Raw genomic sequence first — 11,627 nt, forward strand, 5'->3', positions numbered from 1 at the left:
CAACGGGCGACACCGCATGAAAGGGCCCTCCACGCACGCGCGTGGAGGGCCCTTTCATGTCACCGGGGCAGACGGTTCACCGGAAGCGGCGCACGGCCGAAGGCGTCACCACGGCGTGCACGGGACGGTCGTGCGGCTCCTCGGGGACGCGCTCCACGACCTCGCCGTCGTACAGGAGCACCACGAGCGCCGGATCCGCGTCCGCGCGCTCGAGGCGCGCGAGGACCCTGTCGTACGAGCCGCCACCGCGGCCGAGCCGCATGCCGCGCCCGTCGACCGCGAGGCCCGGCAGCAGCACCACGTCGGCCTCCACGACGGCCTCGGTGCCGAGCGGCTCCCCGGAGGGCTCCAACAGGGCCATCTTTCCCGCATGTTGCACGCGCGCGAGGGACCCCTGTCCGTCGTAGGAGCCCCAGTCCAAGTCGTTGTCGTCGAGGAGCACGGGAAGCAGGACGCGTACCCCGCGCGCGTGGAGCGCGTCGAGCAGCGCGCGCGTGCCCGGTTCCCGGCCGACGGAGACGTAAGCGGCGACGGTCCGCGCCCCGGCCAGCTCGGGAAGTTCAAGCGCCTGGCGGGCGAGCGCCCCGGCCGCCGTCTCGACGTCATCGGCGGGCAACCCCGATCTCACCTGGAGGAGTTCTGCCCGCAACGCGTTCTTGTCAGCCTTTGACAAACACATAGCCAGCTCACAAACCCCTCATATAGGCATCAACTTAACTGGAAGCAAATCTTCCGCCCAGACGCTACGGATATGGTTCACCGCATGACTGAGTTGCACCCCAGGATCAGCAAGGCTGTCATCCCCGCCGCGGGCCTCGGCACCCGGTTCCTGCCGGCCACCAAAGCAACGCCCAAGGAGATGCTGCCGGTCGTCGACAAGCCGGCGATCCAGTACGTCGTCGAGGAAGCCGTGTCCGCCGGCCTCGACGACGTACTCATGATCACAGGCCGCAACAAGCGGCCCCTGGAGGACCACTTCGACCGCAACTACGAGCTCGAGTCGGCTCTCCAGAAGAAGGGCGACGCCGGCCGCCTCGCCAAGGTCCAGGAGTCCAGCGACCTCGCGACCATGCACTACGTCCGCCAGGGCGACCCCAGGGGCCTCGGTCACGCCGTCCTGTGCGCGGCTCCCCACGTCGGCCAGGAGCCCTTCGCGGTCCTCCTCGGCGACGACCTGATCGACCCGCGTGACCCCCTGCTCGCCCGCATGGTCGACGTCCAGGAGCAGCGCGGCGGCAGCGTCATCGCCCTCATGGAGGTCGAGCCCTCGCAGATCCACCTCTACGGCTGTGCCGCCGTCGAGGCGACCGAGGACGGCGACGTCGTCAAGATCACCGGCCTCGTCGAGAAGCCCGACCCCGCGGACGCCCCGTCGAACTACGCGATCATCGGCCGCTACGTCCTCGACCCCGCGATCTTCGAGATACTCCGCCGGACCGAGCCGGGCCGCGGCGGCGAGATCCAGCTCACCGACGCCCTCCAGCAGCTCACCGACGACGAGAAGGCCGGCGGCCCCGTCCACGGCGTCGTCTTCAAGGGCCGCCGGTATGACACCGGAGACCGTGGCGACTATCTGCGTGCCATTGTCAGACTCGCGTGCGAACGTGAGGACCTGGGCCCGGACTTCCGCGCCTGGCTTCGCAGTTACGTCACCGAGGAGATGTAGCACCTTGAGCAGCACGACCACGCACGTCACCGGTCAGCAGCACGTCTGGTCGGTGGCGGAGCACCTGGAGGACATCCTCGCCACGGTCCGCCCGCTGGAGCCCATCGAGCTCCAGCTCCTCGACGCACAGGGCTGCGTCCTCGTCGAGGACATCACGGTGCCCCTCTCGCTGCCCCCCTTCGACAACAGCTCGATGGACGGGTACGCGGTCAGGGCCGCCGACGTGGCGGGCGCGAGCGAGGACTTCCCCGCGGTGCTCACGGTCGTGGGGGACGTCGCCGCGGGCCAGGCCCGGCCGCTCCGCGTCGGGCCGGGCCAGGCCGCCCGCATCATGACCGGCGCCCCGCTCCCGCCCGGCGCCGAGGCCGTCGTCCCCGTCGAGTGGACCGACGGCGGCCTGGGCGAGGGCCCGGTCTCCGGGATGCGCGCCCACAGCGCCGCCCCCGAGGGTGCCTCCGGCGAGGTCCGTGTGCACCGCCCCGCCGAGGCGCGCGCGCACGTGCGCGCCAAGGGCAGCGACGTGAAGGCGGGCGACCGCGCGCTGGAGGCCGGCACGGTCCTCGGACCGCCCCAGATCGCCCTCCTCGCCGCGATCGGCCGCGGCACCGTACGCGTGCGCCCGCGCCCGCGCGTCGTCGTCATGTCCACCGGCAGCGAACTCGTCCAGCCGGGCGAGGAGTTGGCCGAGGGCCAGATCTACGATTCCAACAGCTTCGCCCTCACCGCCGCCGCCCGCGACGCCGGAGCGATCGCGTACCGCGTCGGCGCGGTCGCCGACGACGCGGAGACACTGCGCTCCACCATCGAGGACCAGCTGATCCGCGCCGACCTCATCGTCACCACGGGCGGAGTCAGCGTCGGCGCGTACGACGTCGTGAAGGAGGCGCTGACCTCCGTCGGCGACTCCGAGGACGAGACCGGCATCGGAGCCGGCAGCGGCGTCGAGTTCCGCAAGCTCGCCATGCAGCCGGGCAAGCCCCAGGGCTTCGGCACCATCGGCCCCGAGCACACCCCGCTCCTCGCCTTGCCGGGCAACCCCGTCTCCTCGTACGTCTCCTTCGAGCTGTTCGTACGCCCCGCGGTGCGCACGCTCATGGGCCTGCCCGCCGCGGACGTCCACCGGCCGTCGGCCCGCGCGGTCCTGAAGTCGGCCAAGGCACTCAGCTCGCCCGCGGGACGACGCCAGTTCCTGCGCGGGACGTACGACGCCGAGGCCGGGACCGTCACCCCTGTGGGGGGCTCCGGATCCCACCTCGTCGCCGCGCTCGCCCACGCGGACGCGCTGATCGTCCTGCCCGAGAAGACCACGTCGGCCGAGCCCGGTGCGGAAGTGGACGTGGTCCTCCTCGGCTGAGCGCTCCGTTCGCGCGATACCGTGTCGCGCACAACAGGCCGCGCGCCGCACCGCGCGGCCCACGGACCGGGAGCGCCAGAGCACCATGAGCAGTTCGCAGGACCGACTGACGCATATCGACGAGGCGGGCGCGGCCCGCATGGTCGACGTGTCCGCCAAGGACGTGACCGCGCGCACCGCCCGTGCCAGCGGCCGCGTCCTCGTATCGCCCCGCGTGGTGGAGCTGCTGCGCGGTGAGGGAGTGCCCAAGGGCGACGCCCTCGCCACGGCGCGCATCGCCGGAATCATGGGTGCCAAGCGCACCCCCGACCTCATCCCGCTCTGCCACCCGCTGGCGGTGTCCGGAGTGAAACTGGACCTGTCCGTCGCCGACGACGCGGTCGAGATCCTGGCCACGGTGAAGACCACCGACCGCACGGGCGTCGAGATGGAGGCCCTGACGGCCGTCTCGGTGGCCGCGCTCACGGTGATCGACATGGTGAAGGCCGTCGACAAGGGCGCCGTCATCACGGACGTACGCGTCGAGGAGAAGACGGGCGGCAAGTCGGGCCACTGGACCCGCCCGGAGGCCGGGGAATGAGCCCCTACCGCGCCCTGGTCGTCACCGCCTCCAACCGTGCCGCCGCCGGGGTCTACGCCGACACGGGCGGCCCCCGGATCGCGAAGGGCCTCGAAGCCATGGGCTTCCAGGTCGACGGACCGCAGGTCGTGCCCGACGGGGACCCGGTGGCCGAGGCGCTGCGGGCCGGTGTCGACGCCGGGTACGACGTCATCCTCACCACCGGCGGCACCGGCATCTCGCCCACCGACCGGACCCCCGAGGCCACCCGCAGCGTGCTCGACCACGAGGTGCCCGGCATCCCCGAGGCCATCCGCGCGTTCGGACGCGAGAAGGTGCCCACGGCCGCGCTCTCCCGGGGCCTCGCCGGCGTCGCGGGACGCACCCTGATCGTGAACCTGCCCGGGTCGTCCGGCGGCGTCAAGGACGGCCTCGCCGTACTCGGCACCCTGCTGACCCACGCCGTCGACCAGCTGCGCGGCGGCGACCACCCCAGACCTGACGGGGGTGCGAGCTGAACAGCCCATCCTGGCCGGTCGAGCTGACGGACGGTGACGTCTGCCTGCGCCCGATAAAACTGCGCGACCAACGGGCCTGGCGCGAGGTCAACCGCCGCAACCGCGACTGGCTGCGCCCCTGGGAAGCGACCATCCCGCCGCCCACGCCCAGCGGACCCATCGCCCACCGTCCGACCTACCGTCAGATGGTCCGCCATCTGCGCGCCGAGGCGAACGCGGGGCGCATGCTGCCCTTCGTCATCGAGTACCAGGGGCGCATGGTCGGGCAGTTGACGGTGGCGGGGATCACCTGGGGCTCGATGTGTTCGGGCCATGTCGGCTACTGGGTCGACGAGTCGGTGGCCGGGCGCGGCGTGATGCCGACGGCGGTGGCGCTCGCGGTCGACCACTGCTTCCGCACGGTGGGCCTGCACCGTATCGAGGTCTGTATTCGCCCGGAGAACGGGCCGAGCCGCCGGGTCGTCGAAAAACTCGGATTCCGCGAGGAAGGGCTGCGGCCCCGCTATCTCCACATCGACGGCGGATGGCGCGACCATCTCGTCTTCGCGCTCACCGCGGAGGAGGTCCCGGAAGGCCTCCTGAGCCGCTGGCGTCGCAAGCGTGGCGGCAACGCCGCTGGTCCGGGTGGTCCGAACACCGCGGGGCGGCCCGGCACATCGCCAAAATGAAATAAGTGTTCGAAATTGATCGGGGATCGCCCGCCGCAGGCATTAAATTCGCTCGACGGGTGGCGCGTTGATGCCTCAGTCGGAAAAAAAGCTCGAAATATCAGCCAGATCGTGCGACACACCGGCTCAATTGGCGGATGCCCCCATGCAAACCCCTCTACCGTGTGAGGCGTGAGCAGCAGCGGCCTCATCTACGCAGTCATCGTCGGGGCCTGGGCCGCCTACTTGGTGCCGATGTGGCTCCGTAGGCAGGACGAGCTGAACGAGGCCCGTCCGACGGAACGCTTCAGTACCGCCATCCGGCTGCTGTCCGGACGGGCGGGCATGGAGCGCCGATACGCCAAGGACCTGCAGACGCGCTCGCCCGAAGGGGAGGAGCAGCGCAGCGACCCGTCCGTCCCGGACGCGGCCACCGACTCGGTGGACGTCCGGGCCTTCGCCGCGCCTCCGGTCCGCGGGGAGCGCAGGAACGAGAACCGGGACGCCCGCCACGAGCGGCACCCCGGATCCGAGTCCCGCCCCGAGCCCCGGCTCAGGACCTCGCCCGCCCGGCAGGCACCCGACCGCCAGGTCTCCGCCCGGACCCCCCACGACCAGCAGGCGCACGACCGGCCGAACCGCGACCGGCCCGCCAACGACACGCACACGAACGGCAGGTCGGCAACCGGACGCCCGGGCCCCGACCGCCAGCAGTCGGACCGGCAGCCGTCCGACCGGTCCGCGGCCGAGCGACAGGCCGCCTCGGCGGACGCCGCCGCCCGTGCCCGCCGCTCCAAGGTGCTCGCGCGCAGGCGCCGCACGACCGTCATGCTCTTCCTCGCCTTCACGGCCGGCGCGGTCGTCGCCGCCGTCGGCGGGCTCGCGTTCCTGTGGGCACCCGCGGTGCCCGCCGTGCTGCTCAGCTCGTACATCTTCTATCTGCGGGCCCAGGAGCGGCGGCGCTTCGCGTACACGATGGACCGGCGCCAGGCCGAGGTCGCGGCGCAGCGGCTGCGCGAACGGCAGCCCCGCAGGCGCCAGCCCGCCGCGGGCCGGGCCGCCGCGGAGGAGGCCGAAGAGGGGCCTGCGCCAGAGGTGGAGACCGACCCCGGTCTCGAGGCGCTCGCAGCCGACCGGCGCGCGCTCGTCGAGCAGACCGACCACGCCGAGTGGGTCGACCAGCAGCGCGAGCGGCAGCGCCGCCCCGGTCACGGCGACAGCTGGGACCCGGTCCCGGTGCCGCTGCCGACGTATGTGACCGCCCCGGTCGCCCCGCGCGCCGCGGGCAGCGTCGACCTCGGCGCCCCCGACGCGTGGAGCTCGGCCCGCTCCAGCACGGCGGGCGCGGCGCAGCAGGAGCCGGACCGGCACACCGGCGAGGAGCCGGCGGCGGCGTCCGAGGAGTGCGACGGCGCGGACGGGATCGGGGACGAGCGCTGTGACGCCCGCCGGGCCGCCTCCGCGCGCCGCTCGCGCGAGCGCGGCCGCACCCCGCTCTTCGATCAGTACGACGACGGCGGCCGCCCCCGCGCGGCCAACGAGTGAGACCCGTCCGGGGCCACCCTGGCTGACCAGCCAGGAACGGATTTCCGAGCACCCCGATCGGGATGCTAGAGTTTCACTCGTTGCAAGGGCCTGTGGCGCAGTCTGGTAGCGCACCTCGTTCGCATCGAGGGGGTCTGGGGTTCAAATCCCCACAGGTCCACCGCAAGGGCCGTTCACGGGTTCATCCCGGAACGGTTCACGAGATCCCGGTCAGACGGTCACCGTCTGACCGGGATCTCGCCGTTTGAGCTCCTGCTTGTGTGAAAGTCAGCCTGCCGGGCCGCCGGGAAGCGCGGCGGTCCGCGTTGGAGCGGACCGGGGGTCGGGATGTGGACATGCCGCGGGGACCGCAGGTGTGGAGGCAGGCTCCTGCGGTCTCGCGACGTGTCGATCTTCAATTATCCGGAACGTGCCCGCTCAGGGGCTGCGGCTCAGCACCTGAGGGCGGGGCGGGACCGTCAAGCTGATCGTCGGGTAGGGCAGAAGGACATCGTTCGGCTCGAGGTCGAGGCCGGTGATCGCGCTCTGCTTGCTGGCGGCCAGATACTGCTCGAGTTCCTTGATGTTGTGGACCATGACGGTGATGGCGGACAGGAGGGTCTGGGCGACACGGCCACGGGGCTGGCGTCTCTCGCGGGCGTGCAGGGCGGAGTCGACGGACTTCAGCCGCCCGTTGCCACCTTCGATGTGAGCACGCAACGTCTGGTAGGCCAGGGCCCAGGAGGGCGTCTGCCAAGGCAGCTCCTGGCGCGTGCGGGGCATGACGTGCGCCTGCACGGCGACGGAGGACTGGCGGCAACATTTGGGGCGTTCGGCGAGCGGCAGGGTTGGGGGCTCTACGGTGGGCCGGCTGGCGGGGTGTGCGGTGCGCTCCCTGTGGGCATCGAGGTTGATGACGACCGGTACGGGCCCCTTCTTCGGCGGTGTTCCGCGGCCCTCACGCTCCTGTGCCCAAGGGCAGTTGAGCTTGGTAATGGGGCAGGCGAACCGCTCGGTTCCGCGATCGTCGAGTGTGTCCTTACGGGTGAGTGCGTAGGCCTCGATCTCCTGCAGCCGCTCTCGAAGCGGGATGCGTTCACGCTCGTTCTTGGCGCTGCGGATCTGCGAGTACAGGTCGAGCAAGCGGCGTGGCGTGAGGGGGCAGAAGAGTCGGCCGACTTTCGTGATCGCGCCCTGGTGATGGCCTTCCGCCTTGGCGGAAGTGACCTGTGGCTCAGTGAAGTCGAGCACGGGCATGTAGCCAAGGGCGCGCATCGGCCGGTGGAAGTTCTCGGGGAGGAGCTTGGTGTAGGCGCGGTCGGCCGCCGTGAAGCCACGGAGCTCGGTGAGCTGCGCCAGCACAGCGCTGACGTAGTGGGCGTGGCGGCACATTTCCTTCTCTGGCGTGTGCAGCACCATGCCGAGGATCAGCTGTGGGTAGCGGCCGGCTCGGTCCGGGTCGGCGTGGGCCGCGATGGCGAGCGTGGCGCTGTAGCCGAACTCCCGGTCGCCGCCCCCCTTGTAATGCCAGTTTGCGCTCGCCTCCAGAGCGGAGCGCTTGCGTGTGTGGGGACGGGCCCAAGTTGGCACGCAGGTGGTGTCGATCGCAGTGTCGCCGCGCCAGTGACGCATCAGACCTTTCACGAAGGCGATGCGGACAGGGGCGGTGACCAGCCGGTTGGCGAGTTCTTCCAGACGGCGGAGAGCGGGCTGTCCGTGTTCACCGTTCCACTGAGCGGCCACTTTGCGGCCTGCCGCCCTGGGAAGCCGACTGCGGCGCTGGTGCGGTGCAGCGTCCAGCAGCCGGTTCATGCGAGTCCAGGCGCGGTGGAAGCGGTTGTAAAGCGCGTTGACCGCGTCCTGGTCCTCGATGTCGCAGGTCGGAATGGCGAGGTGGGCGCGCAGCCGCTCGCTGATGCCGAACGTCATGATCTCGAAGGCGTCGTCGAGGTTTCCACTGGTTCTCTCGTAGCTCGCGCAGACCAGACCGAGCAGAACCAGACGGACGGGGTATCCGGGCGGGCCCGGGAGTCCTGCAAACTGTGCCTCGATCATCTCCATGACGCCGCTCTGATGGAGCGTGCGCCGAAGCTTCATGACCTTGCTGTCGGCCATCTCGGACGGCTCGTGTGAGCGCGGGTACGGGCGGCGAGGGCGACCGTTGCCAGGCTGATAGCGGGGGTCGTCGGCGGGAGTTCTCATGCCGAGCCGCGCAGCATGCGGGCGGTGGCCGCAGTGGTGAGCGGGGGGACCGACGCCCGGTAGGGGGCCAGGGCGGCGGTCGACTTCATGCCAGCTGCCGTGGCGATGACATCTTCTGGGACACGTTGGCGCAGGAGCTCAACGATCCAGCTGCTGCGCAGCCGGGCCAGCTTCAGTTCGGGAAGCCCCGATGCACCCTTCAGAGTTCGCTCGGCCCAGTTGGACACACCGTTCTTAGGGTCGGCGACCTGGCGTTGGGGCAGGAACAGGTATCCGTCGCCGGCAGCACACGCCCTTGCGGCGAGGGCCTCCTCCCACATCGCTCGGCAGACCACCAGCCGGTCGCTGCCTGGCACTGCGACTACCACCGCGTCCGACGGCAGCACGGTGATGTCGGTGCCGCGGGTGGCCAGTACCTCGCGGCGTGCCAGTCCGCAGCCGGCGCCGAGGGCCAGCAGGGCCAGGGCGCTGCCCCCGAGGGGGGACGTAGGGGGCAGCGTGCGGGCCCACATCAGGTAGCGGGCGAGTTCAGGCGGGGTGTACGGGGCTGTTCGCTGGCGCTTGGCGCTCATTCGGGGCGTGGGCTGCTGGCCGTACTCCAACCACAGCAAAGCCTCGCGGATGCGCAGGAGGATGCTCCGGTACGTCTGGACGGAACTGCCTTCGAGTTTCGTCCGTGCGAGCAGGTAACGCGTCATCATCTCTGGCGCCAGCCAGGCCAGCGGGTCGCGGGCAATGCCGACGCGCTCGGCGTACATAGCCAGACCGGAAAGAGCCAGCATCACTTTCGGCACCGGATATGGGACGGAATCGCAGGTCGCGGCGGCCACCATGCGAACGCCATCGGCGACCAAGGGCCACTCGGATGGCTTTTCCAACGGCTGGTAGCCGAGGATCGCGCCGCTCATAGCCGTCTCCAAAGGAACACACCACGAAAAATGGCTACACAAGTGGCCATCTGTTTCGTGAGTGTGCACTTCGACAGTCAGGAGCGCATGCGCATGACCGGAGGGCGAGGCCGTAGTAGGCCGCCGCGGGAGCTGGCTCGGGACCCGGAGAACTGGCCCGAGTCGACGTTCGTTGACCAGCCCCAGGCCAGGGTGGTGCAGGCGGTCGCACAAGCTCTGGCCAGGCAAATGACCCTTCAAGGGCTGGGGCTGCGAGGCGTCGCCGCTCTCAGCGGCGTCAACCGTCAAGCGGTCGCGAATCTGCTCGCCGGCAGTAGCTGGCCGGACGTAGCCACGTTGAGCCGTCTGGAGGACGGGCTCGGCGTGGGTCTCTACCCGGGTACCAAGGATCCGGGATCGATGCATTGCTGAACCTCCGAAACCCGCACGTCATCTGTGCAGGCAGGACGGATTGGGCTCAGCACGCCACAGGTGGCCCGACGGTGGGCTACCCTCAAAAACGGCATGCAGAAGCCCCTAACCGGACTCACATGCTCGGTGCCGCCGAGACTGATCCCTTGGCGGCACCACCAATTCACCGTCCAACGCCGTGCTGATCCTTCACGGCAACGGACGTGCTGCTAGGCGCTGCTACTTATTGATCCACCTCCGCCCCGATGTACAGGCCCGGTCCGACCTGCTTCAGATACCCCTTATCCACCAGGCGGTTGAGGCGGTGACGCATCCGCTCGATCTCTGCTCGAGGCGCACTCTTGTCGACGAGGGGGATGACTACGTCCTTGGGGCTCAGCGGTCGATCTGCCGAGCCCACCACAGTGACTACCTTCCGGTTCAGCTCGGTCAGCTGACCAGAGGGCTTCGAGACCTGCCGCTCGTCCGTCCTGTGCCGCTGTGGACCTGGCTGCCTGTCGGGGTCCGACTCGGCGGGTTCTGAAGCGCCATCCGTGGAGGACCGAGCATGAACCCTCCTGCTGCTTTCTGCTGATCCCCCACTCGCAGTTGGCTTCTTAGGGGGTACCTCTTCGAGGAGTTGCGCTGCAGTGCGCCGCGTGATTGCAAGTGCCGCCAGCCGCTCCTCGGTCTCGGCGATCTCAGCGCGCAGCCGGGCAACCAACTCCCGAGCGGCGTGTTCCTCCGCGTCGAGACGATGGAAGAGCATCTCGCTCATTGCTGACCTCCCATCAAACCCCTTACGCCCAACCGTTGTTGTGCGCGGATCCGCCCGCAACCTTGCATGCAAGCGTCACTCTAGAGCCACCGTGTGCCATCGCGGGACCCCTTGCTGAATCTCACCCACGCAAGAGGGGGGCGCGCAAACCATTGCGTCGAAGGGGGCTTGCGTAACCGCAGTGGGGATGCCCGCTAGGAGCGTTCGTCCTTCTCTGCGCCCCGTGGGGGCGGCGCCGCACGGGTCTTTTGGTTCCGGGGGTGCGGTTGGTGGACTGGCCTTGCGACGCCGATGGGGACTCGTGCAGGTGAGCGCCAACATGCAGCTCAATCAAGGGTGATTGGACCGTCGGGCAGCCAGCCGTCGAGGTAGCCGTCGATCAGGGTCGCCGTGCTGTCGAGGTGGGGCTCCTGCAGGAGTGACGAGAGCATCGCTCGTGCTGCCCACACGACAGCCGGCCCAGACCGCCCTCCTCCGTGGGTCGAGTTGGAGGCCAAGGGTGCCCTGGCGCGAGTGAGGAACACATGCTCCTCCATCCGCACCCGTGGCTCGCTGCTCGAGGGAACGGTGGCCCATCTTCGTCCGACAACTGGACCCCATCGGATGGCCGAGCCGCTGAAGCAACGCGTTCCCAGCCTCAGGGCGGCCTCGGTGTAGGACTCGACCAGCCGGACCGGGGCGTGGGGCAAGGCCCAGTGCTTGTGGACGGAATCAAAGAGTGGAAAGAGGGCTACACGCTCGTGTGCATCGATCACGACGAGAGTCACTGTGCGATGAAAGCGGGGTCCGGGGAGATGCATGGAATTACCATCGGTGCTGGCTATATGAATAGCCAGCAGGCTGGACTGGATGGCGGATGGTGCTGACGAAGAAGTAGGTCTGTCACCAGTCCCTGTTTCAAGCGGTCGCGAACGCGCCACCGCAGCTCAGAGCCCCTGCCTGGGAACCCGGCAGGGGCTCTTTGGCGTCATGGGGATGTTTGCGCTCGCCACCGGCACTCCGGAGAGATGGGGAAGCGGGCTCCTCGCCCCCTGGGACAGCCGGCTTGGTGATGCCCTCGCCACATGCTGGTGCGCGCAGG

General features: G+C 69.8%; 11 protein-coding genes and 1 tRNA gene. 8 read left to right on the forward strand and 4 right to left on the reverse strand.

Annotated elements, in window-relative coordinates:
• Positions 1 to 76: 76 nt before the first annotated feature.
• Positions 77 to 679 carry a 5-formyltetrahydrofolate cyclo-ligase gene (locus OG758_RS28360; protein ID WP_326712541.1) on the reverse strand — a complete coding sequence of 201 codons (603 nt, stop codon included), beginning with the start codon at positions 677 to 679 and terminating at the stop codon, positions 77 to 79.
• 84 nt (positions 680 to 763) lie between these two features.
• Between OG758_RS28360 and galU the strand changes: the two genes are divergently transcribed.
• From galU to OG758_RS28395, 7 genes are all read left to right on the forward strand, one after another.
• Positions 764 to 1,666, forward strand: coding sequence for a UTP--glucose-1-phosphate uridylyltransferase GalU (gene galU / locus OG758_RS28365; protein ID WP_326712542.1), 903 nt, complete (start codon positions 764 to 766; stop codon positions 1,664 to 1,666).
• Positions 1,667 to 1,670: 4 nt separating this feature from the next.
• Entirely contained in the window at positions 1,671 to 3,020 is a 1,350-nt protein-coding gene (gene glp, locus OG758_RS28370; protein WP_326712543.1) for a molybdotransferase-like divisome protein Glp, read from the forward strand.
• 85 nt (positions 3,021 to 3,105) lie between these two features.
• The gene (moaC, locus tag OG758_RS28375; protein ID WP_326712544.1) at positions 3,106 to 3,600 is read left to right on the forward strand and encodes a cyclic pyranopterin monophosphate synthase MoaC; all 495 of its coding nucleotides are present in this window, start codon (positions 3,106 to 3,108) and stop codon (positions 3,598 to 3,600) included.
• A complete protein-coding gene (locus OG758_RS28380) occupies positions 3,597 to 4,097 on the forward strand; it encodes a MogA/MoaB family molybdenum cofactor biosynthesis protein (RefSeq protein ID WP_116512508.1) in 501 nt (166 codons plus the stop codon). The genes moaC and OG758_RS28380 overlap by 4 nt, the downstream gene beginning before the upstream one ends.
• On the forward strand, positions 4,094 to 4,765 hold the full coding sequence (locus OG758_RS28385; protein WP_326716061.1) for a GNAT family N-acetyltransferase: 672 nt from the start codon (positions 4,094 to 4,096) through the stop codon (positions 4,763 to 4,765). Before OG758_RS28380 ends, OG758_RS28385 begins: the two co-directional genes overlap by 4 nt.
• Before the next feature lie 171 nt (positions 4,766 to 4,936).
• Entirely contained in the window at positions 4,937 to 6,289 is a 1,353-nt protein-coding gene (gene sepX, locus OG758_RS28390) for a divisome protein SepX/GlpR (RefSeq protein WP_326712545.1), read from the forward strand.
• A gap of 86 nt (positions 6,290 to 6,375) precedes the next feature.
• Positions 6,376 to 6,449, forward strand: a tRNA-Ala gene (locus OG758_RS28395).
• A 257-nt stretch (positions 6,450 to 6,706) separates the two neighbouring features.
• Here OG758_RS28395 and OG758_RS28400 read toward each other — a convergent pair.
• Together OG758_RS28400 and OG758_RS28405 are read right to left on the reverse strand one after the other, a co-directional pair.
• Positions 6,707 to 8,383, reverse strand: a complete 1,677-nt coding sequence (locus OG758_RS28400; RefSeq protein WP_326712546.1) for a hypothetical protein — start codon at positions 8,381 to 8,383, stop codon at positions 6,707 to 6,709.
• A gap of 83 nt (positions 8,384 to 8,466) precedes the next feature.
• Positions 8,467 to 9,378 carry a hypothetical protein gene (locus tag OG758_RS28405; protein ID WP_326712547.1) on the reverse strand — a complete coding sequence of 304 codons (912 nt, stop codon included), beginning with the start codon at positions 9,376 to 9,378 and terminating at the stop codon, positions 8,467 to 8,469.
• A gap of 30 nt (positions 9,379 to 9,408) precedes the next feature.
• On the opposite strand from OG758_RS28405, the gene OG758_RS28410 reads away from it, so the two are divergent.
• Entirely contained in the window at positions 9,409 to 9,789 is a 381-nt protein-coding gene (locus OG758_RS28410) for a helix-turn-helix domain-containing protein (protein WP_326712548.1), read from the forward strand.
• 223 nt (positions 9,790 to 10,012) lie between these two features.
• Here OG758_RS28410 and OG758_RS28415 read toward each other — a convergent pair whose 3' ends face one another.
• Positions 10,013 to 10,546, reverse strand: coding sequence for a hypothetical protein (locus tag OG758_RS28415; RefSeq protein WP_326712549.1), 534 nt, complete (start codon positions 10,544 to 10,546; stop codon positions 10,013 to 10,015).
• Between the last annotated feature and the right edge of the window lie 1,081 nt (positions 10,547 to 11,627).

This window comes from Streptomyces sp. NBC_01474 (assembly GCF_035918215.1).
Lineage (GTDB): Bacteria > Actinomycetota > Actinomycetes > Streptomycetales > Streptomycetaceae > Streptomyces > Streptomyces aureus.

What these genes read in the sequence shown, in the direction of transcription:
- OG758_RS28380 (WP_116512508.1), top strand. Translation starts at nt 3,597, where the DNA reads ATGAGCCCCTACCGCGCCCTGGTCGTCACCGCCTCCAACCGTGCCGCC.
- OG758_RS28360 (WP_326712541.1), bottom strand. Translation starts at nt 679, where the DNA reads ATGTGTTTGTCAAAGGCTGACAAGAACGCGTTGCGGGCAGAACTCCTC.
- OG758_RS28415 (WP_326712549.1), bottom strand. Translation starts at nt 10,546, where the DNA reads ATGAGCGAGATGCTCTTCCATCGTCTCGACGCGGAGGAACACGCCGCT.
- OG758_RS28405 (WP_326712547.1), bottom strand. Translation starts at nt 9,378, where the DNA reads ATGAGCGGCGCGATCCTCGGCTACCAGCCGTTGGAAAAGCCATCCGAG.
- moaC (WP_326712544.1), top strand. Translation starts at nt 3,106, where the DNA reads ATGAGCAGTTCGCAGGACCGACTGACGCATATCGACGAGGCGGGCGCG.
- OG758_RS28410 (WP_326712548.1), top strand. Translation starts at nt 9,409, where the DNA reads ATGGCTACACAAGTGGCCATCTGTTTCGTGAGTGTGCACTTCGACAGT.
- galU (WP_326712542.1), top strand. Translation starts at nt 764, where the DNA reads ATGACTGAGTTGCACCCCAGGATCAGCAAGGCTGTCATCCCCGCCGCG.
- OG758_RS28400 (WP_326712546.1), bottom strand. Translation starts at nt 8,383, where the DNA reads ATGGCCGACAGCAAGGTCATGAAGCTTCGGCGCACGCTCCATCAGAGC.